Source organism: Vicinamibacterales bacterium (genome assembly GCA_036504215.1).
In the GTDB taxonomy this organism is placed as follows: domain Bacteria; phylum Acidobacteriota; class Vicinamibacteria; order Vicinamibacterales; family Fen-181; genus FEN-299.
Genome location: DASXVO010000016.1, coordinates 201,480 through 228,355, shown reverse-complemented (window position 1 = coordinate 228,355; position 26,876 = coordinate 201,480). Strand labels below are relative to the sequence as shown.

The 26,876-nt window shown below is 67.3% G+C and carries 19 protein-coding genes; 10 read left to right on the top strand and 9 right to left on the bottom strand.

From position 1 onward, the window contains the following. Positions 1–31: 31 nt before the first annotated feature. The gene (locus VGK32_03520) at positions 32–874 is read right to left on the bottom strand and encodes an HDOD domain-containing protein (GenBank protein ID HEY3380810.1); all 843 of its coding nucleotides are present in this window, start codon (positions 872–874) and stop codon (positions 32–34) included. 396 nt (positions 875–1,270) lie between these two features. Beyond that, positions 1,271–2,161, bottom strand: coding sequence for an SGNH/GDSL hydrolase family protein (locus tag VGK32_03515; GenBank protein ID HEY3380809.1), 891 nt, complete (start codon positions 2,159–2,161; stop codon positions 1,271–1,273). A 125-nt stretch (positions 2,162–2,286) separates the two neighbouring features. Between VGK32_03515 and VGK32_03510 the strand changes: the two genes are divergently transcribed. The 3 genes from VGK32_03510 to VGK32_03500 all read left to right on the top strand — a co-directional run bounded on the left by VGK32_03510 (position 2,287) and on the right by VGK32_03500 (position 7,329). Beyond that, positions 2,287–3,771: an acyl-CoA synthetase gene (locus VGK32_03510; protein ID HEY3380808.1), complete on the top strand. Its 1,485-nt coding sequence runs from the start codon at positions 2,287–2,289 to the stop codon at positions 3,769–3,771. A 22-nt stretch (positions 3,772–3,793) separates the two neighbouring features. Continuing rightward, entirely contained in the window at positions 3,794–6,235 is a 2,442-nt protein-coding gene (locus VGK32_03505) for a DNA topoisomerase IV subunit A (GenBank protein ID HEY3380807.1), read from the top strand. A 140-nt stretch (positions 6,236–6,375) separates the two neighbouring features. Then, complete coding sequence (locus tag VGK32_03500) at positions 6,376–7,329, top strand: PfkB family carbohydrate kinase (GenBank protein HEY3380806.1); 954 nt, start codon at positions 6,376–6,378, stop codon at positions 7,327–7,329. 14 nt (positions 7,330–7,343) lie between these two features. Here VGK32_03500 and VGK32_03495 read toward each other — a convergent pair whose 3' ends face one another. The 3 genes from VGK32_03495 to VGK32_03485 form a co-directional block, all read right to left on the bottom strand. Continuing rightward, positions 7,344–9,260: a DNA topoisomerase IV subunit B gene (locus VGK32_03495; protein HEY3380805.1), complete on the bottom strand. Its 1,917-nt coding sequence runs from the start codon at positions 9,258–9,260 to the stop codon at positions 7,344–7,346. A gap of 58 nt (positions 9,261–9,318) precedes the next feature. Continuing rightward, a complete protein-coding gene (locus VGK32_03490; protein HEY3380804.1) occupies positions 9,319–10,377 on the bottom strand; it encodes a DUF5924 family protein in 1,059 nt (352 codons plus the stop codon). A 71-nt stretch (positions 10,378–10,448) separates the two neighbouring features. After that, positions 10,449–12,740 carry a radical SAM protein gene (locus VGK32_03485; GenBank protein ID HEY3380803.1) on the bottom strand — a complete coding sequence of 764 codons (2,292 nt, stop codon included), beginning with the start codon at positions 12,738–12,740 and terminating at the stop codon, positions 10,449–10,451. A gap of 57 nt (positions 12,741–12,797) precedes the next feature. Here VGK32_03485 and VGK32_03480 point away from each other — a divergent pair, with 57 nt between their 5' ends. The 3 genes from VGK32_03480 to VGK32_03470 all read left to right on the top strand — a co-directional run bounded on the left by VGK32_03480 (position 12,798) and on the right by VGK32_03470 (position 17,267). Next, positions 12,798–14,621, top strand: coding sequence for an ABC transporter ATP-binding protein (locus VGK32_03480; protein ID HEY3380802.1), 1,824 nt, complete (start codon positions 12,798–12,800; stop codon positions 14,619–14,621). A 103-nt stretch (positions 14,622–14,724) separates the two neighbouring features. Continuing rightward, positions 14,725–15,906, top strand: a complete 1,182-nt coding sequence (locus VGK32_03475) for an aminotransferase class I/II-fold pyridoxal phosphate-dependent enzyme (GenBank protein HEY3380801.1) — start codon at positions 14,725–14,727, stop codon at positions 15,904–15,906. Positions 15,907–15,926: 20 nt separating this feature from the next. Then, complete coding sequence (locus VGK32_03470; protein ID HEY3380800.1) at positions 15,927–17,267, top strand: Zn-dependent hydrolase; 1,341 nt, start codon at positions 15,927–15,929, stop codon at positions 17,265–17,267. A gap of 167 nt (positions 17,268–17,434) precedes the next feature. On the opposite strand, the gene VGK32_03465 is transcribed toward VGK32_03470, so the two are convergent. After that, the gene (locus VGK32_03465; GenBank protein HEY3380799.1) at positions 17,435–18,730 is read right to left on the bottom strand and encodes a hypothetical protein; all 1,296 of its coding nucleotides are present in this window, start codon (positions 18,728–18,730) and stop codon (positions 17,435–17,437) included. Between the two features lie 242 nt (positions 18,731–18,972). On the opposite strand from VGK32_03465, the gene VGK32_03460 reads away from it, so the two are divergent. After that, positions 18,973–20,037 carry a serine/threonine-protein kinase gene (locus VGK32_03460; GenBank protein ID HEY3380798.1) on the top strand — a complete coding sequence of 355 codons (1,065 nt, stop codon included), beginning with the start codon at positions 18,973–18,975 and terminating at the stop codon, positions 20,035–20,037. A 10-nt stretch (positions 20,038–20,047) separates the two neighbouring features. On the opposite strand, the gene VGK32_03455 is transcribed toward VGK32_03460, so the two are convergent. Continuing rightward, positions 20,048–20,872 carry a cyanophycinase gene (locus tag VGK32_03455; GenBank protein ID HEY3380797.1) on the bottom strand — a complete coding sequence of 275 codons (825 nt, stop codon included), beginning with the start codon at positions 20,870–20,872 and terminating at the stop codon, positions 20,048–20,050. Between the two features lie 79 nt (positions 20,873–20,951). On the opposite strand from VGK32_03455, the gene VGK32_03450 reads away from it, so the two are divergent. After that, complete coding sequence (locus tag VGK32_03450; GenBank protein ID HEY3380796.1) at positions 20,952–21,569, top strand: CoA pyrophosphatase; 618 nt, start codon at positions 20,952–20,954, stop codon at positions 21,567–21,569. Here VGK32_03450 and VGK32_03445 read toward each other — a convergent pair. Then, positions 21,556–22,098 (bottom strand): peroxiredoxin, encoded by a 543-nt coding sequence (locus tag VGK32_03445; GenBank protein HEY3380795.1) that lies wholly within the window; start codon positions 22,096–22,098, stop codon positions 21,556–21,558. The two genes, VGK32_03450 and VGK32_03445, sit on opposite strands and share 14 nt — an antisense overlap. A gap of 275 nt (positions 22,099–22,373) precedes the next feature. Between VGK32_03445 and VGK32_03440 the strand changes: the two genes are divergently transcribed. Further along, the gene (locus VGK32_03440; GenBank protein ID HEY3380794.1) at positions 22,374–25,022 is read left to right on the top strand and encodes a PEGA domain-containing protein; all 2,649 of its coding nucleotides are present in this window, start codon (positions 22,374–22,376) and stop codon (positions 25,020–25,022) included. A gap of 202 nt (positions 25,023–25,224) precedes the next feature. Here VGK32_03440 and VGK32_03435 read toward each other — a convergent pair whose 3' ends face one another. Then, a complete protein-coding gene (locus VGK32_03435; GenBank protein ID HEY3380793.1) occupies positions 25,225–25,710 on the bottom strand; it encodes a DinB family protein in 486 nt (161 codons plus the stop codon). Positions 25,711–25,735: 25 nt separating this feature from the next. Between VGK32_03435 and VGK32_03430 the strand changes: the two genes are divergently transcribed. Beyond that, positions 25,736–26,851, top strand: a complete 1,116-nt coding sequence (locus VGK32_03430) for a DUF2891 domain-containing protein (GenBank protein HEY3380792.1) — start codon at positions 25,736–25,738, stop codon at positions 26,849–26,851. Positions 26,852–26,876: the final 25 nt, after the last annotated feature.

The following is a 26,876-nucleotide window of genomic DNA, read 5'->3' as shown; positions in this document are numbered from 1 at the left end:
GTCCACCGGGCAGAAGGGCTGTCGCGCCCGGTCAGGCTCCGTACTGTGCCAGCACCCGTTCGAGGCGTTTCGCCACTTGCTTGCACATCGCGTCGAACCCCTTGTCGGTCAACTGCAGCCGTTTCAGCGAGTTGGGATTCAGCGCCTTGTCCTCCTCGACCGCCCAGTGTCCGGCGCCGACATGCTTGGCTGCGATGTTCGCAACGTGTACGACGTCCGCAACGAGGTCTCCCGCGTCGTCCGGCGTGTGGTGGTGAGTAATCCCAAGGACCATTCGGTCGGGGAGGTTCCAGTGCTGGGCAATCAATCCACCGAGTTCGCCGTGGTGGACTCCGAGGACGTCGGTCTCGGCCTTCATGCTCGAGAGATGCCCCTGCTCGCGCGCCAGCGCCAGGACCTTGAGTACCTCGGGTTCGAGGTACCGCGACAGGGCCAGCTTGCCGATGTCGTGTAGCAGCGCCGCCGCGTAGGCCTCGGGCGGCAACGTCACCTCGCAGAAGGCCGCCGCCGATTCTGCGGCGAGCGCGGTGCCCACCGAGTGCCTCCACAACTCGCCTTCGCTCAGGCCGTACTCCGGGATCGCCGTATTCAGCTTCGTGTGCACGCTGCTCGCCGTGGCCAGCGAGAGCAGCGAGCCGATCCCCAGGCGGACCACGGCGTCCCGGATGGTGACGATCTGCATCAGGCTCGCGCTGGCGGCCGAATTCGCCATCCGCAGCAATTGGAAGCTGAGGGCCTGGTCGAGTGACACCACCTCCTCGACCTCGCGCACGTTCCAGCTGTCCTTGGCCGCGATGGACGCCAGACGCGTCACGCTGGCCGGCAATGCCTCGAGGTTGTTGGCGGAACGGGTCAATGCCTGCAGATCGATCACAGTGCCTCCCGGCGGCGCAAGACGACGTCTCTATAGGTATCGGCTGCTAAATCGACGGCATGAGCGACGCGGACGGGCATCGGGAACTAGAATAACCCCACTCCGCCTGTCCGACGTCTTTCTGAAGGGGTTCGGGTGAGCGGCGAGGGCGGGGTGTGAGCTGGCCGAATCGAGCTAATATCGTTCTTATTCAATGTGTTACGGACTGCGCTCATCCGTCGGCGACGCACCGGTGGGCCGTCCGGTCACGTTCGACCCGCACCCTGGCGGCGCCACGCGGACGTGGGGTTTCGCGCAATGATCGAAGAGGTCTGCCCGCGGTCAGCCAGCAGACCGCATCGTCCGGACGGGGGTCACCCAGCTGGACGCGCGGGGGCGGGGATGTCCGTTCCCGGGTCAGATCGGCGGCACGATTTGCATCTGGGAGCAACTCGAACTGGGCGCCGGGAAGCCGTTGGTGGCGATGGCTCTCATCATCTCCGAGGCGAGAATCGCGTAGCCCGTGTCGTTCGGATGGAACCCGTCCGAGGAGAAGATCGACGGATCCGAGAACCGCGGGTTGCAGAGCAGATCGACGACGGCAATCCCCTGGCTGGCGAGCGGGTTGACCACCTGTGTGTCGAAGCCAACCGACACCTTCTGCATCAGTTGCCTGCGATCGAGCGTGTAACCTGCCGTCATCGGAATGCCCGCGAAGTTCGGGAGGTTGGCCACGATGATGCGCGCGGAGGGTGCCCGGTCCCTGATGATCTTGAGCAGCGCCGCGTAGTCCGTGCCGAACGCGCGTATCTGTTGATCGACGTACGCCGGGATGTTCGATCCGCCGGCGCCGCCGCCCACGGCCGCGACGACCGTGTTGACGTCGTTGCCGCCCGCGAAGATGGTCACGATCGTCGAATTTCGCGGGACGAACGGCGCTTCCTGATCGATGAAGTTCCCGGGGATGGTCCGCCCGTACTGCGCACCGAGCGCCTGGAAATCCGGGCCGATGACCGTCGCCGGGATTCCGAGATTGCTGAGGGTGACGGTGGCGCCTTGCGCTTGTAGTTGCCGGACGATGACCGGCACGTAGCCCATGCCGTTCGGACAATCCGTCACGAATGGTGCGCACGGAACGCTCGATCCGACGCCAGACGCGTCGCTGGCGCCAATGGCGGTGTAGTAGACCGTGGTGCCTGGACCAGGCGGCTGGCTCGGGGCGGCCGGGCTGTCAGAGGTCTTGTTGCAGGCTGCGGTGGCCGCGAGGGCAATCATCAGCCCGAGGAGCGTGACGAGTCGGCGAGGCATGGTCATCTGAGAACACACCGGTCTGCAAATGCAGTGCCGGCATAATTGTTGAGGTTGACGGGGTCGGGACTACGTTCCCTTTCGACTTTCATACTTGTATTTCGGATCCGTAACCATTCTTCCACATGGCAGAACCTCACATTATCGCAGGTGCGCAACGCGTTTCGGACCGTGTGGCGGTGGTCGACCGGGAGGGGGCCGTGCGTTTCGGCGACCTGCTGGCGGCGTCGGCCGGCACGGCGGGCGCCTTGCTCGACGGTCGCTCAGATCTGGAGGGCGCACCGGTCGTCTTCCTCGTCCCGCCAGGGCGCGACCATGTGGTCTGGCAGTGGGGCATCTGGCGCGCCGGTGGCATCGCCGTGCCGATCGCCGCGTCCCAGGCGGTGGCGGAGTGGGACTACATCGTCGCTGATACCGGAGCGGTGACAGTGGTCTCGAGTCCGGAGTTCGAAGCGACGCTCCGGCCGATCGCGGTGAGCCGGGGCGCACGATTCCGTCTCTCGACGGCCATCGCCGGGACCGGCGCGTCACTGCCCGATCTTGGCGACGACTGCGCGGCGATGATCCTCTACACGAGCGGAACGAGCAGCAGGCCGAAGGGCGTCCTGACGACGCACGCGAATCTCGACGCGCAGATCGCGACACTCGTCGACGCCTGGCATTGGACGGCCGACGACCGCGTGCTGCACGTTCTGCCGTTGAACCACGTGCATGGCATCGTGAACGTCCTGTGCTGCGCACTGTGGGCTGGCGCGACGTGTGAATTCCTGTCCCCGTTCGACGCGGCATCCGCGTGGGAACGCCTGGCCTCGGGCAGGTTCACGCTCTTCATGGCCGTTCCGACGATCTACAGCAAGCTGCTGGCCGCGTGGGATGCCGCCGATCCGATCACCCGCAGCCGCTGGACCGATGGGGCCAGCCGTCTCCGCCTAACCGTGTCCGGTTCCGCGGCGCTGCCGGTTGCGGTGTTGAACCGATGGAGGGCGGCCACGGGCCAGGTGCTGCTCGAACGCTACGGCATGACCGAGATCGGCATGGCCCTGTCGAACCCGCTCGTCGGCACGCGGCGTCCGGGTTCGGTCGGGACGCCGCTCCCGGGTGTCGAGATTCGGCTGGTGGACGACGCCGGCGTCGAGGTCGCAGCCGGGACACCGGGTGAGATCGAGGTCCGCGGGCCTGGCGTGTTTCGCGAATACTGGCATCGGCCGGCCGCGACCGAAGCCGCGTTCCACGACGGCTGGTTCCGGACGGGCGATGTCGCAATCGTCGAAGACGGCAGCTACCGTATCCTGGGTCGGCTGTCCGCCGACATCATCAAGACCGGCGGCTACAAGGTGTCCGCGCTGGAAATCGAGGAAGTCCTGCGCGAGCATCCGGCGGTGGAGGAATGCGCGGTTGTCGGCGTCGCCGACGAGGATTGGGGCGAGCGTGTGGCGGCGGCTCTGGTGCTTCGGCCCGGCGAGACGCTGTCGCTCGACACTCTGCGCGCGTGGGCCGCGCCGCGCCTCGCGACGTACAAGCTGCCGACGCGGCTGGCGATCACCTCCGAGCTGCCGCGCAACGCAATGGGCAAGGTGGTGAAGGCAGAGGTTCGGAAACGGCTACAATAGTTCGCTTTGGAGGGACCGAAGGTTGTCGAACGACAAGGACCAAGACCCAGAGGAACGTTCGCTGTTCGAACTCGAGGAGTACGTGAAGGCGCCGACCGGCCAGGCGCCGACGTGGCCGCCGCTGGCGGGGCAGTCGAAGGGTGGCGACGGCGGCGGCGAAGCGGTGGCACTGCACGAGGCGGCCCAGGCGCGCTACCTGAACTACGCGCTCTCGGTCATCACCTCGCGCGCCCTGCCCGACGTGCGCGATGGCCTCAAGCCCGTGCAGCGACGCATCCTCTTCACGATGTGGCAGCAGAACCTCACGGCGGCAGCCAAGCACCGGAAGTGCGCGAAGGTGGTCGGCGACGTGATGGGGAGCTACCACCCTCACGGCGACTCAGCGTTGTACGAAACGCTGGTGCGCATGGCGCAGCCCTTCTCCCTGCGCTATCCGCTCATCGACGGGTCCGGCAACTTCGGCTCGCTCGACGGCGACGCCGCGGCGGCGATGCGCTACACCGAGTGCCGGCTCGCCCGCCTCAGCGACGAGATGCTGTCGGAGATCGACCGGGACACGGTCGCGTTCCGGCCGAACTACGACGGCACGAAGACCGAGCCCGTGGTCCTTCCCGCCCGATTGCCCAACCTGCTCGTCAATGGTGCCACGGGCATTGCCGTCGGCATGGCGACGAGCATCCCGCCGCACAACCTGTCCGAAGTCTGCACCGCTCTCGTGAAGCTGCTCGACAACCCGGACCTCAGCACCACCCAGCTCTGCCGGTACGTCAAGGGCCCGGACTTCCCGACGGGCGGGCAAGTACTGAATTCAGCCGAGGAGTTGAAGGAGATCTACAAGACCGGGAGTGGATCGATTCGGCTCCGCGCGACGTGGACGGAAGGCCCGACGACGCGGTCGACCAGGACGCTCTACGTCACGAGCGTCCCGTACACGGTCAACAAGTCGCAACTCGTCGAGCGAATCGCGGAAGTCGTATTGAGCCGCAAGCTGGCCGCGCTGCTGGACGTCAAGGATCTGTCGGCCGACGACGTGCGGATCGCGCTCGAGATCAAGCGCGACGCCGACGAGAAGATGGTGCTGGCGTATCTGTTCAAGCACACACCGCTCCAGACCAGCTTCATCGTCAACCTGACATGCCTGATCCCGACCGAGAACCCCGAGGTCTGTCGGCCGGAGCGCCTCGACCTCAAGTCGATGCTCTGGCACTTCCTCCATTTCAGGCTCGATGTCGTCACGCGTCGTCTCGAGCACGAGTTGGCCGCGCTTCGGAAGCGGATCCACGTGCTCGAGGGATTCGACAAGGTGTTCGACGCGCTCGACGAGATCATCAAGATCATCCGGAAGTCGGACGGAAAGCAGGACGCGGCGCGGCAGATCATCAAGCGGTTCGGCCTCGACGAGGAGCAGACCGACGCGATCCTCGAGCTGAAGCTGTATCGCCTGGCGCGGCTCGAGATCCTCGTCATCCGGAAGGAACTGGACGAGAAGCAGAAGCGGGTACGGCAGATCGGCGCGTTGCTGCGTGACGACACGGCGCGCTGGAAAATCGTGCGCGACGAGTTGAACGAGCTGCGACAGAAGTACGGCAACCCGAAGACGGATCCGCGCCGCACGCTGCTGGAGCCGGGGGGCGAGGAGGTCGAGTACACCGCGAACGACTTCATCGTCGAAGAAGACAACGTCGTCATCGTCTCACGGGACGGGTGGGTGAAGCGCCAGAAGGAGGTCCGAGACCTGGCGACGACCCGGCTGCGCGAGGGCGACCAGGTGCTGACCGTGGCGGCGGGCAGCACGCGCGCGACGGTCGCGTTCTTCACGAACTTCGGCGTGGCGTACACGTGCCGAATCATCGACGTGCCGGCGTCCACCGGATACGGCGAGCCGGTGCAGCGACTGTTCAAGTTCCGGGACGGCGAGAAAGTGGTCACCGTCATCAGCCTCGATCCGCGGGTGACGAAGGGCATCGCGGCGGAGGAGGAAGGCGAGGTGCCGCGGACGCACGCGCTGGCGGTGACGAGCGACGGATACAGCCTGCGCTTCGGCCTCGAGGCGCTCGTCGAACCGAGCACGCGGGCGGGTCGGCGGTACGCGCGGCCGGCGGAGGGCGTCGATGTCGTCGGGATTTCGCTCGTTCACGGGACCGAAACGATCATTGCGGTCACCGAGCAGGCCCGCGCGATGCTGTGCAAGGTCGACGAGGTGAACTACCTCTCGGGGCCGGGCAGGGGCGTCATTCTGATCAAGATCAAACCCGGCGAGGACCGCGTGCTGGGTTTCATCGCGTCGAGCGGCGACCGCGATCTCCTGACCGTTGAGACGTCCCGCGGCGCCGAGCAGACGGTCAGCACGACGAAATACGAGGTGACGAGCCGTGGGGGCCGTGGACGCGAGTTGCTCCAGCGCGGCCAGTTCACGCGGGTCATCTGGGGTTCGCCGGAGATTCCTGCGCCGTTTCCGCAGTGAGACCGCGCGCGCACCGAAGGGTGGAGCCGGGAGCCCACGGACGGTTGTGGCACGCCTTCCCGTGTTCCCAGCCGTGGCACCGGCGACACTCGGAGCGAGGTCGGCCGGAAGCTCGAGGCAGTCTCCCCGGCAGGTGACTCATGGCCGTGATTCCAGACTCCAGTTCGCGTGCGTGGGACGTCATCGGGCTGGGCGCCAACTCGGTGGACCTCGTACACCTGCTGCCGGCGTTTCCGAAGCCCTCCGGCTGGCATTCGAAGATGCGCATCGCCCGGCAGGTCGTCTGTTGCGGCGGCCAGACCGCCACCGCGATGGCGACATGTGCGGCATTCGGCCTGCGTGCGAGATACATCGGGGCGATCGGGCGCGACGACCACGGCCGGCGCGTGCGGGAGACCCTCGGCGGCCGCGGCATTGACCTCTCGGGCCTCGTGACGCGTGACGACGCGACCACCCAGTTCGCCGTCATCCTCATCGACGGGCAGACGGGCGAGCGCGCCGTGCTATGGGACCGCGATGAGCGCCTGGCGCTCGAGGATGCCGATGTGCCGCTCGAGGTCCTCGCGTCCACCCGGCTGCTGCACGTGGACGATGTGGACCAGGCCGCCGCGATTCGTGCGGCGCGACACGCCCGCGAACTGGGGATTCCCGTCACGAGCGATCTGGACCGCATGACGGAGCGGACCGAGGAACTGGTCCGCTCCGTGACGGTGCCGATCTTCGCGGAAGGGTTGACGGAACAGTTGACGGGGATCCGCGACAGCGAACGAGCGCTGCGGGCGCTGCGGCATCATCACGACGGCCTGCTGTGCATGACGGCCGGCGATCGCGGGGCCGTTGCGCTCGACGGCGATCGGTTCATCGTGTCACCGGCGTGCCGGGTGGACGCGGTGGACACTACGGGGTCTGGCGACGTCTTTCGCGGGGCGTTCATCTACGGTCTGCTCGCCGGCTGGGAGACCGCTCGCATCCTGCAGGTCGCCAATGCGGCGGCCGCGGTGAAGTGCATGCGTCTCGGCGCCTTGGACGGCGTGCCCGGGCTGGCCGAGACGTTGCGCATGATGGAAGACGGCCACGCAGAGCGGCGGGTGTGAGGAGCCTCGGCGAGCTAGACGTCCAGTTCCTCCGCCTCCTCCGCGCGGTCCATGATGAACCGAAAGCGCGCCGAGGCGTCGCGGCCCATCAGTTCGTTGATCACGCGGTCGGTCACGATCTGGTCCGCGATCTCCACGCGTAGCAGTCGACGCGTCCTCGGGTTGAGTGTCGTCTCCCACAGGACCTTCGGCATCATCTCGCCCAGCCCCTTGAACCGCGTGATCTCCGGCGTCGCCTTGCCGGGGCCAGGCGTGCCGTGCTGCGCGAGGATCTTGTTCCGTTGCGCGTCGTCGAGCGCCCAGTGTGTCTCCTTGCCGATGTCGATCCGGTAGAGCGGCGGCTGGGCGAGGAAGACGTGGCCCCGGGCCATCAACTGCGGCATGTGACGGTAGATGAACGTGAGGAGCAGCGTGGCGATGTGGTTGCCGTCCGAGTCCGCGTCGGCAAGGATGATGATCCTGCCGTAGCGCAGCCGGCTGATGTCGAAGTTCTTTCCGAGCCCGCAGCCGAGTGCCGTGACGAGGTCCGACAGTTCCTTGTTCTCGAGCACTTTCGCGAGCGACACGCTCTCGGTGTTGAGAACTTTGCCGCGCAGCGGCAGAATCGCCTGCCGCGTCCGGTCTCGTCCCTGCTTGGCCGAGCCGCCGGCTGAATCGCCTTCGACGATGAAGATCTCGGAGTCGGGGCGGGCCGGCGACGAGCAGTCACTGAGCTTGCCGGGCAGCGTGAGACGGTTCGACGTCGCGCTCTTCCGGGTGACTTCCTGCTGCGCGGCGCGGCTGGCCTCGCGCGCCCGGGCGGCCAGGATGATGCGGCCGACGATGGCCTCCGCCACGCTTCGATTCTCGTTCAGCCACAATTCGAGCCCGGGCCGTACCATCGAGTCCACCGCCGAGAGCACCTCGGGGTTGTTCAGGCGGTCCTTCGTCTGGCCCTGGAACTGCGGCTCCTCCATGAAGATGCTGAGCACGCCGACCACGCCCTCGCGGATGTCCTCGGCGCTGATCGTCACCCCCTTCGGTGAGAGAGTGTGCGTCTCGATGTAGTTGCGCACCGCCTTGCCGAGCCCGGCGCGGAGCCCGTTTTCGTGGGTGCCGCCCGATCCCGTCGGGATGCCGTTCACGTAGCTCTTCACGAGCTCGTCGGTCGCCTCGGTCCACTGGAGGACCAACTCGCCGCGCAGGCCGTTCTCCTTGAACAACGTGAACGGCGTCTCGTGAATCGGCTTGAACGACTTGTCCGCGATGATTTTCTTCAGGAAGTCCACGAGCCCCTCGCTGTGCTCGAAGACTTCCTTCGTCCCGTTCGACTCGTCGTCGAAGTCGACCTTGAGTCCCTTGTGGAGGTAACTCGCCACGTCGAGCCGCTCGCGGATGACCGACGGCTCGAAGTCGATCTTCGGGAAGATCGTCGGATCGGGATGGAAGTAGACCGTCGTTCCGGTACCGCGTGCCGCCCCCAGCCGCTTCAGGGGCCCGACGGGCTTCCCCTGCCTGAAGCGCTGCTCCCAGAGCCCGCCGTCGCGCTTGACCGTCGCGACGAGGTCCTTCGACAGCGCGTTGACGACGCTCGCGCCGACGCCGTGGAGACCGCCTGCGGTCTTGTAGTTGCCGTGGCCGAACTTGCCGCCGGCGTGGAGCATCGTGAAGATCACCTCGAGCGCGCTCTTCTTCGTCTGCGGGTGCTTGTCCACCGGGATGCCGCGCCCATCGTCCGACACCGTGATGGACGAGCCGTCGGCATGGAGCGTGACCTGGATGGACGAGGCGTAGCCATTCATTGCCTCGTCGATGGCGTTGTCGAGAATCTCCCAGGCGAGGTGGTGCAGCCCGGCCGAGCCGACGCCGCCGATGTACATGCCGGGCCGCTTGCGAACGGGGTCGAGGCCTTCGAGAACGGTGATGTCTTTTGCCGTGTAGGAAGTCGTCATCTGAGTCGGACGGGCCTGTGTGGTGGGACGGGCGCCCAGCCCGTCCGGAATCAGATCATCATCTCACAGCCGGGGGCAGGTTCGGGTCCCCGGCGTCCCGGCCTCGAATCTCGGCGCGGCCGACGAGCTGGCCAGCCTCGGTCGTCACATCCACGCGGACGACCGTCCCCTCGGTCACGCCCTTCACCGGAGCGCTCGTCCACAAGCGGAATCCTTCCTTGCGTCCGCCAGTCAGCTCGTAGAACGGCGACGCGTAGACGAGACGCCCGTCCTGATACCACCGGTGGCCCATCCGGTCGCGCAGGCCGAGGGGAGCGTAGATGGCGGTCAATGCGTAAACCCGCCCCGTCGCTACGAGCGGCACCGCGTCCATCGGGTTGGCGATCTGCAGTGCGCGGCGGTCGATCGCCTGGCCGAAGTCCGTCCGGAGGAGGCGCAGCGGCGCGGGCGGAATCAACGGGCGGCCGAGCGCCACGAGCAGAATCAGCACGATGCCCGCCAGGCCGATCTGCAACCGGACGTGAAACGGCGCCAGCTCGCGCAGCCGGTACCGGATCGAGGCGAACGCCACGATCGCGAGGCCTGCGCTGACGGGAACAGCCGTTCGGTTGCTGATGCTCCACAGCGTTGGCAGCATCACGTTGATGCACGCGAACAGGTTGAACGCGAAGAAGACTGCCACCAGTCCGCGACGCACCGACAGGTGCCGGTCGTAGACGACGTCGAGCGTGGAGACGAGCGCTGAAGCACCGAGAAAGCCGACGAACACCAGGTTTGCGGACCAGGCCGAGGCGCTCGCGTAGTAGATCGGCAACAGGAAGAACAAGAGCTGCTGGTAGAAGTTCTTGCTGAAGTAGTTGATGACGAGGCGCAGGCGGCCGCGCCATTTCGTGCCCATCCCGGGGCGATCGACGAGGGCGGGTACGAACAGGCTCGTGACCCACAGGAACGCCACGTAGAAGAGCGTGACGCGGAGCCAGGCGTAGTTGTGTGCGCCCACCCACATGACACCGATTCCGAGCGCAAGCGCCCAGAGGCTGTGAAGCCCCCAGAGCAGGTGCTCGTGGCGGTGAATGAAGTCGAACACGGGCGAGAGGAGTCGGGGAACGCGGAGCACGATTGACGGCGATCATAGTCCGGGTCGGAGGCGGCGGGCCAGCACTCAGCGCTTCGCACCCAGCGCGTCTCTCAGTATTTCTCCGCCAACATCGCCAGCAGGAAGATGAACGCCTGCCTGGTGTCGCGCGCGAGGTGCCAACTCGCCTCGATCGGGTTGACCTTCCAGAACTTCAGGTGCAGGGTGGCCGACCACGTCCGCTCCCAGTACTCGCGCAGATTCCGGTGGGCTTCCAGGCGCTCCATGGAGAGGACATTCAGGCGTGAGAGGATCCGGCGGGGAAGCGTGGGGCGCTCGACCGGCGGCAGGCGCCGCAGGTGGAGGTCCGCGAGCATTGCCTGAGCCGCGTCCTTGCCCGCGGTGATCTTCCGGCCGGCCGCAGCCCAGGACGTCCCCACGGACGCCCGCAGCACATCCGCGTGTCCCCCGACGCTCGCGCTGAGCGCGGATGCCTGTTGGCCCAGCATGTCGGCGCGTGTGCCGATCATCTGGCGCATCGTCTCGAGCCTGGCCAGCATCGGACCGCGGTCGAACGGCGCCACCGATCCGAGCGACTCGCGGGCCGAGGCCAGACGCTCGGACACGACGGCGTGCACACGAACCCAGTTCATCTTCACGTCCTGCGTCGAACGCGACGCGAGCTTCCGCAGGTCGCCGAGGAACGCGTAGTCGTCGCGGCGGATGCGCGTCAGGAGCCACAGTTCCTGCATCTCGAGATAGATCTTCGCGTAGTCGCGCAATTGGCGGCCGACCTCTCCGATCCGGCGGCGCGCGAACGCCCATCGGCCCTCGACGGGGAACGTGGCCCGTCGCGACGTGCGATCCTTGAGCCTGAAGAACCCGGTCACCATCGGATGGGCCTGCTCGCTCATCCCGGCGCGATACCAGATCAGGTTCTTCAGCACGCCCCAGTAGGTGTGCGGGTTCTGGCGGAGCAGCGTCCGGCGCATCTGGTCGAACGAGTAGAACTCGGTCCACGCGTCGCGGTACGCCCGCATCCACTCGCTCGGGCTCATGAGCGGATGTGGCGTCGTCGGGCGGAACGAGTCGAACTGGTTGTAGTCCGGATCCATGGCGACGCCGGTCAGGCACGCACGACGGTGGTCCTCCGAGCCGGGGAGCGGCGTGAGGACGAAGAACGACGCCTGGTCCACCAGCAGGTCGTCGCGCAGCGTGCGGACGTCCTCCATCACCCGCTCGTAGGTGTCGTGCGGGAAGCCGATGATATAGCCCACATGACACACGACTCCGACCTCGTGCCAGGTCGCGATCATCTCGCGGTAGTCCGCCGCCTTGTTCTGGCGTTTGCCGCCCGCGTCCAGATTGTCATCGCGAATCGTCTCCATCCCGATGAACACCTGCACGCAGCCGCTCCGTGCGGCCTTCTCGACGAAGTGCGGCACGCGCGGCGCGAGGACGTCCACCTGCATCATGAAGTCGATCGCCATGCCCTCGTCCTCGCGCATGGCGATCAGGCCGTTGAAGATCGCCTCCCACTCGGGGTTTCGCGAGAAGTTGTCGTCGGTGAAGAAGTAGTGGCGCACACCCGGGCGCCCGTCGATGGTGTAGTTCTCGCGGATCTGCGCCAGGATCTGTTCCGCGCTGCGGCAGCGCATCTTCCGGCCCTGCACGTTGATGATCGTGCAGAACGAGCAGGCGAACGGACATCCGCGACCCGCGTCAATCGTGCCGCTGCCCTTGAGCACGAACTGGCGCTGCGTGCGGAGCGACGCTCGTGGCAGCGGTTTGTCGTGGAGGTCCGGCCGATTCTGAAGGAAATCGTAGACGGGTTGGAGGCGACCGGACGCGGCATCGCGCAGGATGTCCGCCCATCGTCCCTCCACTTCGCCGAGGACGAGCGTGACCCCCTCGTCGACCATCGCCTGGCATTCGGGCGGCATCGCGCCTGACATCGCGATCGAGCCACTGACGTGGAACCCGCCAATCATGACGGCGCACCCGTGCGCTCGAAACTGGCGCGCCAGGTCCATCGCGCGCGGAAACTGATTGGTCTGGACGCCTGCCAGGCCCACCAGAATCCGCGTGCCGGGCCTCGCGAACCGACGGGCGAGGCGGGCGGGGTCCACGCGCGTGACGATCTCGTCGAGAACCTCGACCTGAGTCTCGACCTCACCCAACGCGCCCTGCCGGACGGCGTCCTCGGTGAGGCTGTTCAGGCAGCTGAGCGTGTTGCTCGGCAGCGTGCCGCGGAAATGACGCACCACGTAGCCTTCGTCGTCGTAGCGTGAGGGGCGGATGAGCAGCACGACGAGCCGCTCCGCGCGGCGCTCCTCGGGCTCCAACAGACGAAGCGACACGTACCCCATGACCGCAAAATCTCCACGACTGTCCGTTTCGCTCATCTTACTCCTGAGCCGCAGCCGACGGCGACCAAAACGAAAGATGGTAGAGTCGGATCCATGGACGACGCTCCCAAGAAGCCGCTTTCCTTGTCCCTGGTCTGGCGTGAAGCCCGCGATCTCGTCTGGGCTCATCGAAGGCGCCTCGCGCTCGGCCTCGCACTGCTGCTCGTCAACCGACTCGCCGGACTCGTGCTTCCCGCCACGTCGAAGTACCTGATCGACGATGTGGTGGGGAAGCACCGGGGTGACCTGCTCGTGGGGCTGGCGCTGGCGGCCGGCAGCGCGACGGTCGTCCAGGCCGCCACGTCGTTCGCGCTGTCGCAGGTGCTTGGCGTGGCCGCCCAGCGGGCGATCACCGACATGCGTCGGACGGTGCAGGCGCACGTCCTGCGGCTGCCAATCAACTACTTCGACTCCACCAAGGCGGGCGTGCTCATCTCGCGGATCATGACCGACGCCGAGGGGATCCGGAACCTCGTGGGGAACGGCCTCGTGCAGCTGATTGGCGGCCTGGTGACCGCGGCCATCGCGCTCGGCGTGCTGTTCTACCTCAACTGGCGCCTGACGACACTGACGCTGGTCGTGCTCCTGTCGTTCGGCGCAGGGATGGCCCTGGCGTTCATGCGTCTCCGGCCGCTGTTCCGTGAGCGCGGCAAGATCAACGCGGAGGTGACGGGGCGCCTCGGCGAGACGCTGGGCGGCATCCGGATCGTCAAGTCCTACGTCGCCGAGAAGCGCGAGGAGATCGTCTTCACGCGCGGCGCGCACCGGCTGTTCCGGAACGTGGCACGGTCGATTACCGGCGTCTCGGCGATTACGGCGTTCTCGACGGTCGTCATCGGTGCGATCGGCGTGATCATGATCGTGGTTGGCGGACGCGCGATCCTGGCCGGGACGATGACGCTCGGCGATTTCATCATGTACCTGTTCTTCATCGGCCTCGTGGCGGCACCGCTCGTGCAGATCGCCTCGATCGGCACGCAGGTGAGCGAGGCCTTCGCCGGCCTGGACCGAATCCGTGAGATCCGCACCATGACGACGGAGGGCCAGGAGGACGAAGGACGACAGGCGCTCCCGGTGCTCGGCGGCCGGGTCGATTTCGACGAGGTGAGCTTCGAATACACCGAGGGAGTCCCCGTGCTTCGCGGCGTCACGTTCACCGCGCCGGCCGGGTCCACGACCGCGCTGGTCGGGTCGAGTGGATCCGGCAAGAGCACGATCATCAGCCTCGTCATGGCGTTCAACCAGCCCAAGGCAGGCCGCGTGCGCGTCGATGGCGTGGACCTCGCCAGCATCCGCCTGCGCGACTACCGGGCCAACCTCGGCGTGGTGCTGCAGGAGAACTTCCTGTTCGACGGCACGATTGCGGAGAACATCGCGTACGCCCGCCCGCGCTCGACGCGTGAGGAGATCCTGGCCGTCAGCCGAATCGCACACTGCGACCCGTTCATCCAGATGTTCCCGGACAAGTACGACACGGTCGTGGGTGAGCGAGGCGTCAGGCTGTCGGGCGGCCAGCGTCAGCGGATCGCGATCGGACGCGCCATCCTGGCCGACCCCCGGATCCTGATCCTCGACGAGGCGACCTCCAGCCTCGACAGCGAGAGCGAGTCGCTGATCCAGGACGGACTCCGGTCGCTCCGCCGGGGCAGGACGACGTTCGTCATCGCGCACCGGCTCTCGACGATCCGCAGCGCGGACCAGATCCTCGTGATCGAGGCGGGGGAGATCGTCGAACGGGGCACGCACGACGAACTGCTCGCGGCGAACGGCCGCTACCGCCAGTTGTACGACAAGCAATATCAGCTCGAACTCGACCGGTTCATCAACCCGGGAGAGGAGTTCCCGCCGGAAGCCGCCGGCGCCGAGAGGCGGGAGTGACGCCCGGACAGCGTGTCCGTCGTTCGTTCGTCGTGCTCCGTTCCGGATGCGTTCGCTCGCCATCCTGCTATGATCTTCCTACGCCCCTCGTTCCTGGAGTGATATGGATACCAAGAAGCTTGGCTTCAACACGAAGATGGTGCACGCCGGCATGCAGAAGGACGCATACGGCAGCGCCGTGACGCCCATTTACCAGACCTCGACGTTCGCCTTCGACAACGCCCAGACCGGTGCCGACCGTTTCGCGGGGCGGGCTGACGGCTTCATCTACACGCGGATCGGGAATCCGACGATCCGGGCGCTCGAACAGAACGTGGCGGAGCTCGAGAACGGCGTGGACGGCATCGCGACGGCTTCCGGGATGGGGGCCGTCACGGTCGTCTACATGGCGCTACTCTCGCAAGGCGCCCACCTGGTCAGCACGGGATCGGTCTACGGCCCGTCGCGCGGCCTGATCGAAAAGCAGTTCAGCCGCTTCGGCGTCCAGTCCACCTATGTGGATACGTCGAATCTCGAGAACGTGCGCGCCGCCCTTCGTCCCAACTCGAAGCTGGTGTACCTCGAGTCGCCGTCGAATCCCGCGATGCTGGTGACCGACATCCAGGCCGTCTCCGCGCTCGCGCACCAGCACGGGTGCCTGGTCGCCGTGGACAACACGTTCGCGAGCCCGTACCTCCAGAAGCCCCTCGATCTCGGTGCCGACATCGTCTTGCACTCCGTGACGAAATTCATCAACGGCCACGCCGACGTCGTCGGCGGGATCATCGTGGCGAAGGACCAGGCGGTGTACAAGCAGTTGCGGGCGATGATGGTCATTCTGGGCTGCAACATGGATCCGCACCAGGCATACCTGGTCAGCCGCGGCCTGAAGACGCTCTCCCTGCGGGTGGACCGGGCGCAGGAGAACGCGATGAAGATCGCGCGCTGGCTCGAGGCGCATCCGAAGGTCGAGTGGGTGCGGTACGTCGGGCTGGAGTCGCATCCGCAGCACGAGCTGGTGAAGCGGCAGATGAAGGGCTTCGGCTCGATGATCAGCTTCGAGTTGAAGGGCGGCTACGAGGCGGGACGGAACCTGATGGACAGCGTGCACCTGGCCACGCTCGCGGTCTCGCTCGGCGGCGTCGAGACGCTCATCGAGCATCCCGCGTCGATGACCCACGCGGGCATGTCGCAGGCCGACCGCCTGGAGGGTGGTATCACGGACGGCCTGGTCCGGTACTCGGTCGGCATCGAGGACGTCGCCGATCTCATCGCCGACCTCGAGCAGGCCATCGCCAGGGTCTGACGCGAACAGTGGCGCCCATCATGCACCTCAGTCGACGCACGTTCCTGCTGTCAGCGGCCAACGCGGCCGCCTTCTCACTTGCCGGCGCGCCAGCGTGGTCGAGAGCGGCGCCCCCGGTCATTCGGGTCAACGCCGCGCGTTTGCGCGAACACATCGAGCGACTGAGCGAATTCGGCCGGCCGCCTGGCGGCGGCTTCGCCGAGGGCGTGACGCGGGTGGGCTACTCGGACGCCGATCTCGCCGGGCGCGGCTATGTGCTCCAGCTCATGAAGGCCGCCGGCCTCGAGACGCGCATCGACGCCGCCGCGAACATCATCGGCCGCCGGCCGGGAGCCGGCGCCGCGTCGAAGCCGATTGTGTTCGGGTCGCACGTGGACTCCGTCCCGTCCGGCGGCAACTTCGACGGGCCGCTCGGGACGCTGGCGGCGATCGAGGTCGCGCAGACGCTGTTCGAACGCGGTCTCACGACCGGCCATCCACTCGAGGTCGTGGCCTGGACCAACGAGGAGGGCGTCGCCTACGGCAACGGGCTGTGCGGCAGCCGCGCCGCCGCCGGGGAGTTGGTGCCCGGCGAGTTGGATCAGGTGTGGAACGGGGTGCGCAAGGCCGACGCGGTCAGGACACTCGGTGGCGACCCCGACCGCATCGCCGACGCGCGCCGGGCCCCTGGTTCGATCCACGCGTATCTGGAACTGCACATCGAGCAGGGCGGCGTGTTGGACCGGGCCGGCGTTCCCATCGGGGTCGTGGAGGGCATCGTCGCGATCGATCGCTACGAGTGCAGTGTCCGCGGTGCCGTGAACCACGCGGGCACGACGCCGATGCCAGACCGCCACGATGCGTTGTTGGCTGCGTCGCGGCTCGTGCAGGCCGTGAACGAGATCGTGACGAGGGAGCCCGGCCGCCAGGTCGGCACCGTGGGCCGGCTCGACGTGACCCCGAATGCACCGAACGTCGTTCCGGGCCTCGTGCGCATGACGGTGGAGCTCCGTGACCTGTCGGCGGAGAAGCTCGTGCGGCTGGCAGGAGGGGTGCGTGCCCGCGCGGATGAGATCGCGGCGGCAACCGGGACGACGATCGAGCTGACGCGGAGCAGTCACCATGAAGCGGCGCTCGCCGACCCTGGCGTGCGGGCGGCGATCGCGCAAAGCGCAGACGACCTTGGCTTCGCGCACGTCTCGCTACCGAGCGGCGCGGGTCACGACGCCCAGATGCTGGCGCGCCTTGGACCCATGGGCATGGTCTTCGTGCCCTCCATCGGCGGCATCAGCCATTCGCCGCGCGAGCGGACCTCGTGGGACGACTGCTCCCGCGGCGCCGACGTCCTGTTGCGGAGCGTATTGGCGGTCGATCGCCTCTGAGTGTCGCCCGTGCATGTGGAGTGGCCCTGGCATGTTGAGTGGCCTGGGCATGTTGAGTGGCCCTGGGCATGTTGAGTGGCACGGGCGTCCCGCCCGTGTTGTGGACAGGCGAGACGCCTGTCCCACTCGGGTCGTTGTGGACAGGCGAGACGCCTGTCCCACTCGGGTCACGCGCGGTCGGGGGCGATTCGATTGAAATCCAGCGCCGAGAGCCGTTCGGTCGCCGCAGGAGGCGCGGCCGACTCTTCGATCCAACGTTCGAGGAGACCCGTGAGCGAGCCGTTGGCGCGGGAGAGGCGTCGGCGTTGCTCGGCCAGGCAGGAGAAGCGGAACGGTGACCGGCGCTCCAAGGCGCGCAAATAGGGCGCGCCGTAGAGCGAGGGGAAGGACGCGGCCGCGTCGGCGATGGTGAGTTGCAGGCTGCGCGCCATGATGTCGCGAATCGGAGCCGCCTGAGCCGAGTCGAAGCATGGCAGCCGTTCGAGCACGGCGGCGCCAATCGCCAGCGCGCGCGCGGTCGGCTCGTCGAGCCGCCGGGCGCGATGGGATGAGAACACCGTGAGAAGGCCCGAGGCCCCGTCGTCGTTCACGTCCTCGAGATCATCCCTCAGTTGCAGGAAGACGCCCAGACCGAAGATGCACTCGGCCTGCGCAGGCGTCAGTGAGCCGGAGACGAGGTAGCCATCCGCCAGCACGGAGGTCCCGCCTTTTTCGACGGCAATCTCAATCATCGTTCGCGGGGTCGGTGACGTGGGTCCAACGAGCAGCGCCAGGCTTCGGACCTGCGCGTCGTGGATCGCCAGCAGGCTGTCGAAGACCCGTGGATAGCGGCTGCGAGGGAACTGACCTTCAATCATCCCCACCAACTGGAAGATCCGCGCCTCGCGACTGCCGACAGGGACGACATCGTCGCCGCGGAGGCGGCGGCCAAGGCGACGGCCAAAAGCCAGTTTGGTGGCGACGTCGAGGGTCCGATCGTCGAGAAGGTTGTCGGTGTAGGGATAGAGCAGGCTGTAGCCGAGGACCGCTGGCGTCGATTCGATCGGAACGCCGAGCAGGCCCTGAAGGCAGTGCATCGTCAACGCGTTGCGCGCCGCCTGGTAGATATCGGCGGATGGGAGCGACCTGTCGAATCGGCGTGAGTGGATGGGGAAGGCACGAAGCGCTTCGCGGAATCCGACCCCCAGCTCGCCTTCGAGGGCCTGACGATTCCAACCGAGTGTGCCGCCGGCGAACCGGCCAAATGCAGCAAGCACCCGTCGCTCGCCGTCGTCGCCGATCTGCCGCCGGCGCCGCACGCGGCGTGATTCGGCCGCAAGCACGTCCACCAACGCCGCCAACTCGGCCTCATGGCGCGCCTTGACATCAGGGGCATAGGCCGGACCATCAATCGTCGTGTCGGGATCCGCCGCATCCCAGATGGCCACGAACGTATCGCGCAGCCGGCCGATCGTCTCGTTCATTGCACTCCCCACCACGCGTACGTTCCCCGGCAGGGCCGGGTTCAAAGGCCTCGTTTCATGGACAGGCCGCCTGCACGCGGCCCTCTGAGACGATCTACGTGTTTGCGGGCGCGTTCGTTGCGAGGCCATGGGTGTCGAAAGCCAGGGCAGGGATGTCGGAGCCCTTGACCGCCGGAAGTCGGTGCGGGTACTGTGGGCTCCGTGATGCCCACCTCCTGGCGCGATATCCGGGCGGAGGCGCGGTGACTCCGCGCACGCTCGGGCACTACCGCATCGTCGAACGCCTCGGTTCTGGCGGGATGGGTACGGTGTACCGCGCCATCGACCAGATGCTGGAGCGCGAGGTCACGATCAAGGTGCTGCGCCCCGACCTGGCGGGCAACCCCGATCTCGAGGCCAGATTCCGCGAGGAGGCGCTGACCCTCGCGCGGCTCCATCGCCCCAATATCGCCTTCCTCTATGCGCTCGAACGAGAGGGCGACGAACTGTTCATGGTCATGGAGTACATCCCGGGCGACTCGCTCGCGACCATCCTGGCGCGGTCGGTCGCCATCGAGGCGCTCACCGCTGCCGACTGGTGCTCGCAGGTCCTCGACGCGGTTGAACATGCCCACCAGAAGGGCGTTGTCCACCGGGATATCAAGCCGGCCAACCTGGTGCTGACTCCCGACGGCGAGGTCAAGGTCCTGGACTTCGGTGTCGCTCGAGTTCTCGGAACCGCACGCCAGACGCGCGCGGGCGGCATCGTGGGCACGGTGGCCTACATGTCCCCGGAGCAGGTCCAGGGCAAGGACGTGGACGGTCGCACCGATGTCTATGCGGTCGGCATCGTGTTGTACGAGATGTTGACCGGGCGCCTGCCGTTCGATGCAGCGGACGAATTCACACTGATGCGCGCGCAGGTCGAGCAGATCCCGGATCCGCCGAGCCGGTGGCGCCCGACCGTGCCGCCGTGGCTCGACGCGGCCGTGCTGAAGGCGCTGGCAAAGCGACCGGAGGACCGGTTCCAAACGGCGCGCGAGTTTCGCGAGGCGCTTCGGGCCGGGTTGCGCGCGAGCGGCGCAAGCGTCGATCGAGGCGAATCCGCGCGGGGCGCCCTCCAGCCGTCCGGCCGGCGCGACGAGGGCACGGATCCTGCGGCCGGAGTGAAGGCCACGCGGTGTGCGGATGAACCGCCGACCGACGCCACGGCCACGCGCCCGTCCGGCGAGCCTCCGGACGAGGTCAAAGCCACGCGCCTTCCCGGCGAGCCCGAGGCGCCGACGTCATCGCTGGTGAGTTCGATCCGCAAACTGCTGCGCCATTGACCGTGTCGGCCTACTCCCGGTCGAGGCTGAACCTCATCCCCGCCTTGAGCACGCTCACCTTCAGGTTTCGACCGGTGGCGAGTTGGCCGGCCCCGGTCTGATCGACCTCTGCCGTGCGCGCGTCGACGACGACGACGCTGCTCTTGCCCAGCACCTCGAACTCGCGTCCTGACACGAACACAGCCGTCGCCTCGTCGATGCCGACGCCGACGAGATCCGGGTGGCCGAGGACCGCGCTGATCAGCCGGTTCGAGCGCTGGCGTTTCAGGAAATGCTGATCGACGAGGACGCCAGGCCACAGCGCGAAGCCAGGAGCCAGTCTGGTCCTGCCGCTGGTGATGCTCTGGAGGTCGGCCTCGCCGGTGATCATGACGGTGGACATCACGGCCGCGCCGGCGCTCGATCCACCCACGAGCGCGCCCTCGACATATCGGGCTCGGATGGCCGCCGGGATGCCGGTGCCTGCCCAGGCCTTCGTCAACCGGTTCTGGTCACCGCCGGGGAACCAGATGAACGTCGCCTGCTCGATCGCGGCAAGGGCAGCCGCGGAGTGCTTCGGGTCGATCGAGACCGCCTTGCCGAATCCGGCCTTCTTCCACATCTGCACGTTGCTCTGGCCGGTATCAGCAAGTTCCGACGCCTGCGGAAGAACCACGACCATCCCGGCGGCCCCGCCGGCCGTCCTGACCGCGCGCTCGAAGATGTCCTCGGTCGTGCCGAGCGCGCCACCGACGATGAGCAGGTGGCCCTTGGGCGTGACCGGTGCCGACTGTGCCATGACCGACGCAACGCTGCAGACGAGCGCCACCGACGCGATGAGTACGACTCGACGCATGACCACTCCTGCGGTGAAAATGAGATAGTAGAAAGCCAGTCCGGGTCCGCACTCGCAGGTGAATGGTACAACAAGAGCGATGACGTTTCGTGAGGTCGAAGAACGATTGCGCGTCGGCCTGGCGGGGCCACTCCCCGGGACGGAGGCGCAACTACGCATGGCCCCCCAGCCGCGGCCGGGGTGGGTGCCGGGCGTGTCGCCCGAGGAATCGCGTGTCGCCGCCGCGTTGTTGCTCGTGTTTCCGGTCGATGGCGTTCCGCACGTTGTGCTGACCGTGCGGTCCAGCCGGTTGCCGAGCCACGCGGGCCAGGTCTCGCTGCCTGGCGGCGCGCTCGAGCCGGGCGAAACGCTCGAGTCTGCCGCGCTGCGTGAGGCGCAGGAGGAGGTGGGGCTCGATCCTGGTGGGGTCCGCGTGCTCGGGCGGCTGACCCCGCTCCACATTCCAGTCAGCGGCTTCATGCTGAATGTCGTCGTGGCTGTGACGGACCATCGGCCCGTGCTCCGGCCGGCCGACAGCGAGGTGGAGCAGATTCTGGAGGTGCCGATCGGGACACTCGACCTCTCGCGGGTTCGCCACAAGCGCGACCGCCGCGCCCGCGAGGGCATCGAGGTGGACATCCCGTATCTCGATGTCCACGGCACGATGCTCTGGGGCGCGACGGCGATGGTCCTGTCCGAGTTCCTCAGCCTCCTGTGATCCCCAGAGCCTTCAGCCGCTCGACGACATCCTTGCCGTGCGCTGCCGGGCTGACGCTCTTGTCGATGTAGAGGATCTTCCCGTCCCTCCCGATGTAGAACGTCCAGCGCGAGGCATACGCCTTGTCGCCTCCCACCACGCCGTAGGCGCGCGCGACGTCCTTGCCCGGATCGCTCAGGATGGGATAATCGAGCTCGAGGGATTCCGCGAACTTCTTGTTGGTGTCCGGTGAATCGACCGACGCGGTGAAATACGCCACGCCGGACTTGCGAATCTCGTCGCCGCTCTCACGGAGCGACTTGCACTCTGCCGTTCAGCCTCCGGTGAACGCCTTGGGGAACCAGGCGAGCACCACGGCCTTCTTGCCCTTGAAATCGGACAGGTTGTAGGTCTTGCCGTCGGACCCGGGCAGCGCGAACGCCGGGGCGACATCGCCCGGCTTCAGTTCGCCGACCGGCTGGGCTTGCACCGCCGCCGCAACGGCCAGCAACAGGCCGAGCGACGTGCAAACGACGCTGAAAGCGCTCATGGAGCGACCTCCGGTTGGAGACACATCTGACGTGTGCGGATAGGATCCATCTTACACCGGCGCCGGGTGCGCCCGGTGTGTCGCGAACGCACCATCAAGAAGTGGTGGAGATGGCCGATTCCTGGGGTGGAGCGTGACTGGCGGCCGGACCCAAAACATGCCTGCAGCCACATGGGCGTCGTCCCGCGCGACCGGCCACGCTCCGTTTCGCCCGCGCGGCCAGCATTCCTGCTCAGCCCCAACACTTTGATCGGCGTCGAACCGATATATGAACCATGGCCGTGTCGGTGCCTGAATCGATGACCGACGTCCCGGGCTTTCCGGACCCCCTCGGTGAGCGCCTCGTCGCCGCCCAGCCGTCGGGCGCCCTCCTCGAATACCTCGTCTTCCGCCGTGAACTCGCGGGAGCTCCCTTCTTCGAGGCTGCACTCAAGGACCGTGTCATGCGGCTGGCGAACTTCCGCCACGCGGCCTACGCCCGGATCCGTGGTACCCAGCACCTCCCGGAACGGGACGACCGGATTGCGCTCATCTCTGCGCACGTGCCGGGGCCGCGCCTGTCCGAGATTCTGAGCGTGGCCGGCCGAACCGGTCTTTGTCCGCGAGCGGGCGGGGCGCTGTACCTGACCCGCCAGTTGATGGCGGGGCTTGCGCTGCTGCACGACTTCGCCCCGGACGTGTTCCACGGCGCCCTCGGCCCCGAACGGGTGGTCCTGACCGGCGCGGGCCGCATCGTGATTGCCGAGCACGTCCTCGGGTCGGTGGTCGCGCAGGGGATCCCGAGCTGGGGTGTCCGCCACCTGTGGCGTGAGTTCCGCCTGGCGGCCGTGACCGACACCGAATCGAGAGAACTCGGTCGGCGCATGGATCTCGTCCAACTCGGCCTGATCGTGCTCGCGGTGTTGCTCGGACGGCCGATCGGCGTGGACGAGTATCCGGAAGGCGTTTTCGGCCTGCTCGACGACGTGACGGAAACCGACGCCACCGGCGTCACGTCGGCGCTCGGTCAGGGACTGCGCGGCTGGCTGGGCCGCATGTTGTCCGCCAAGGACAAGAACGCATTCAATACGCTCGTCGAGGCGCAGAAGGCGCTCGCGCAGCTCTGGAGCGAGGGGCAGCGAGACAGCCCGTCGTCGACCGACTGGGAGGCGTTCGTCCTCGATTGTGAGTCGGCCGCCGCGGCGCCGCCGCCAGGCCCTCCATCCGCCGCCAGGCCAGTCGAGGCGCGCGAAAAGCCGCCGGTTGACGCGGCGCCACCCGTCCCACCAGCCGCGCCTGCATCGGCGCTTGCCATGCTGCGGCCGGACCAATGGGAGCAGGCTGTCGTGGGGCGCACGCCCGAGCCTGGCCCCACAGCGGCTGGAGGTGGCACTGCTGAGCCCGCCGCGCCGCCGGATGTCGATGCGGGATCGCCGACTCTTCCGATGGTCGCTCCTGCGGGCGAGTCTCCGGCGGATCTCGTGACCGACCCGTTCGGACCCTGGCCGGTCGCCGTGCCCTCGCAGAGCGCGGCTACATTGCTCGAGGCGTTCAACCCGGAGGGTGCGGGGGCACCGAAGGACTCGATGTCCGCGCTGGTCGCCGCGCCGGAGTCGACGCCGGCAACCCCCGCCAGCAACGCCTGGCAGCGCGCCGAGGCAGCCCCGCCGCCAGCGAAGGCGGAAGAGCCAGCCCCTCGTCCTGCTGAGCCTGTTCCGCTCCTAACGTCCCCGTCGCCGATCTGGACCAGCATTCTCCCGGCCACCGTGGAAATCATCACGGATTCGGACGGTTGGGGCGGACGGCCCGACCATGCGCATCGGCTGGAGCGGGACGCCGCGCCCTTCGTCGGTACCGAGGCTGAAGGCGAGGTGCTGGCCGTCGGCGACGACGTCCATGCGACGAAGGCCGAACGGATCGCCGAGACATTCTCCGACGAACCCGCGCCGGTCGCGCGTCCCGAGAGTCCGGAGCCGCGGCGGCGGATGCAGTGGCGTCCCACCGGGGCTGGCGCCCTGAAGCGGATCCGGCAGCTGCTCGTGCTCGCCGTGCTGGTGCTGATCGGCTCCCTGGCCCTCGTCTACGCGCCGCGGTTCTGGAACGGGGAAGGATTCGGAGGCGCGTCGTTCGGGACGGTGAAGGTGGGTTCGGACCCCGCGGGTGCCGAGATTGCCGTGGATGGTGAGCCACGGGGCCGGACACCAACGACGCTCGTACTCCGCGCCGGCCCTCACCAGCTCGAATGGCGCAGCGGCGGGTCAGTGAGCTCGAAACGGATCACGGTCGTCTCCGACCGCCAGATCACCGCGACGATGTCGCTGCCACGCGGCAATCAACGGGGCGGCCTGCGTCTCACAACCTACCCGATTCCGGGGAAGATCTCCCTGGACGGCAACCTCGTCGGCCAGACACCGCTGCGAGTGACGGACCTCGAGCCCGGTGACCATGCGATGTTCGTGGAGACCTCGCTCGGGACGCAGGAAGTGCACGTCGTCGTCGAGCCCGGCAAGATCTCGACGCTTGCCGTGCCCACGGTGTCGTGGATCAAAGTGGCCGCGCCGTTCGAACTGAAGGTGTACGAAGAGGCGCGGTTGCTCGGTACGACCGGCAACGCTCCCGTCATGGTATCGCCCGGCCGGCACACGTTCAGTTTCGTCAATCAGGCGCTGGCCTTGAAACTGCCGCAATTCGTCGATGTCGCGCCTGGCCAGTTCGTCATTGTTCCGCTGGAACTGCCGCTCGGCATGATGAATCTCTACGCCGACCAGACCGCCGAGGTGACGCTCGACGGGAAGGTGATCGGCCAGACGCCGATGGCCAGCCTCCCGACGCCGCTCGGCCCGCACGAAGTGGTCTTTCGCCATCCCAGGTACGGCGAGGTGCGCTACACCGTCATGGTCACGCTGGCCGCACCGGTGGGACTGACGGTCACCTTCCGCAAGTAGTCGCCGCTCGCAAGCTTTCGAGAACTCCATCCTCGGCGGACAACGAAGGACGCAGCCCCCGCCCCGGGCCAGACCCTGAGCAGAGCCGCGAACGCTGTGCCCTCCGCCAGCGCGATCGTCGAGAAACAGCCAGAGTGAACCGCAGGTCGGCCAGGAGTAGCTGCGAGATCCGGAGGGCGCAGTCGAGAGGCTGCAGGTTCGCTCAGCTGTTCCTGGCGATCAACTCGAAGTGCGGCACGTGATGGAGTTCGTGGCCGGCCATCACCGCGAAGATGTCCGCCGGCGTGATCGTGCCGCGCTCGGGATGCGTGACTGGGCGTGCGCGTTCCTCGGGCGTGAGACTGCGAAAGAGCGCCAGGTTCATCGCTCGCAGACCTTCGTACGCGGCCAGTGCCGCCCGTGCATCGATCATCGGTTCTCGCGCCATCCACGCGTCCTGCTCGAACGGCTGGATGACGTAGTGGTCCGTGGTGAGCGCCATGCGGGCGCGAACGCCGAACGCGAGCTCGACGTGGGCAAGGTGGATGAGCAGTTGGGCGGCGGTCCATTTGCCCGGCGCATAGCTTCGATGCAGTTGCGTGGGCGTGAGCGCCGAGACGATCGCGCGGATGCGCCAGGGGGTCTCGGCCAGTGCGGCAATGGGATCGCGATCGCCAAGATCGTCCTGATAGGGGTTCATGAGTGCCATAATAGCGCCCCCAAGGAGGACCGTCGTGAACAAACGCGCGCTGCTGGCTGTTGGTCTATGGCTGAGTTGTGTGCTTTCGTCGTCCGCGCAGCCGCCCGCCCGGTTCGATGGGGCTGCCGCGTCGCGGTTTGCCGCGCTCGCGCTCGATTGCGTGCACAAGGAATACCCGAACAAGATTGCGCACGTGCTGAACGGCCCGGGCGACGTGCAGGCACCGAGCGTGCTGACGCCGGCGTTCTACGGCTGCTACGACTGGCACTCCTCCGTGCACGGCCACTGGCTGCTGGTCCGCCTGGCCCGGACGGTTCCAGACGCTGACTTCGCAGCGAAGGCCCGTGGTGCGGTCGCCGAGAGCCTCACGCCCGCGCACATCGCCGGCGAGGTGGCGTACATCAAGGGCGCCGGACGTGCGAGCTTCGAGCGTCCGTACGGCCTCGCCTGGCTGCTGCAACTGGCTGCCGAGTTGCGCGAGTGGCACGACCCACAGGCACAGGCCTGGTCGGACACGTTGAAACCGCTCGAGGACGCGGCCGTGACGAGGCTGAGGGACTGGTTGCCAAAACTGTCGCGGCCGATTCGCATTGGCGAGCACGATCAGACGGCCTTTTCGTTCGGCCTCGTTCTCGATTGGGCCAGGACCTCGGGCGACCGGGCAACCGCGGATCTGCTCTCGACCCGAATCCGCGACTTCTACCTGCAGGACCGTGGGTGCCCGTTCACGTGGGAACCCTCCGGCCAGGACTTCCTGTCGCCCTGCCTCTCGGAAGCCGACCTCATGCGACGCGTGCTCGCACCCGCCGAGTATGGCGCCTGGCTCACAGCGTTCCTGCCGTCCATTCCCAAGGACGGCTCGGCCGGATGGGTCGTGCCTGCGGTCGTGACCGATCCAGGCGACCCGAAGCTGGCACACCTCGATGGCCTCAATTTGAGTCGTGCGTGGATGCTCGAAGGGATCGCGTCCGGCCTGCCGGCGGGTGACGCGCGAGTGGCGTCGCTTCGGGCGACCGCGGCACGGCATCGCGAAGCCGGCCTCCGCTCGGTGACTGGCGCACACTACGAGGGCGGCCACTGGCTGGGAAGCTTCGCGGTGTATCTGACGACCGAGCGCGGCCTTCGAACGACAGTCGCGCCGTCGCGCTGACACGCGGGAAGGCGGGAAGGCGGGT

Coding starts and splice junctions, on each gene's coding strand:
- VGK32_03515 (HEY3380809.1), bottom strand. CDS start 2,161: ATGCCTCGCCGACTCGTCACGCTCCTCGGGCTGATGATTGCCCTCGCG.
- VGK32_03500 (HEY3380806.1), top strand. CDS start 6,376: ATGGCCGTGATTCCAGACTCCAGTTCGCGTGCGTGGGACGTCATCGGG.
- VGK32_03440 (HEY3380794.1), top strand. CDS start 22,374: ATGGCCGTGTCGGTGCCTGAATCGATGACCGACGTCCCGGGCTTTCCG.
- VGK32_03495 (HEY3380805.1), bottom strand. CDS start 9,260: ATGACGACTTCCTACACGGCAAAAGACATCACCGTTCTCGAAGGCCTC.
- VGK32_03470 (HEY3380800.1), top strand. CDS start 15,927: ATGCACCTCAGTCGACGCACGTTCCTGCTGTCAGCGGCCAACGCGGCC.
- VGK32_03465 (HEY3380799.1), bottom strand. CDS start 18,730: ATGAACGAGACGATCGGCCGGCTGCGCGATACGTTCGTGGCCATCTGG.
- VGK32_03455 (HEY3380797.1), bottom strand. CDS start 20,872: ATGCGTCGAGTCGTACTCATCGCGTCGGTGGCGCTCGTCTGCAGCGTT.
- VGK32_03450 (HEY3380796.1), top strand. CDS start 20,952: ATGACGTTTCGTGAGGTCGAAGAACGATTGCGCGTCGGCCTGGCGGGG.
- VGK32_03510 (HEY3380808.1), top strand. CDS start 2,287: ATGGCAGAACCTCACATTATCGCAGGTGCGCAACGCGTTTCGGACCGT.
- VGK32_03435 (HEY3380793.1), bottom strand. CDS start 25,710: ATGGCACTCATGAACCCCTATCAGGACGATCTTGGCGATCGCGATCCC.
- VGK32_03480 (HEY3380802.1), top strand. CDS start 12,798: ATGGACGACGCTCCCAAGAAGCCGCTTTCCTTGTCCCTGGTCTGGCGT.
- VGK32_03475 (HEY3380801.1), top strand. CDS start 14,725: ATGGATACCAAGAAGCTTGGCTTCAACACGAAGATGGTGCACGCCGGC.
- VGK32_03485 (HEY3380803.1), bottom strand. CDS start 12,740: ATGAGCGAAACGGACAGTCGTGGAGATTTTGCGGTCATGGGGTACGTG.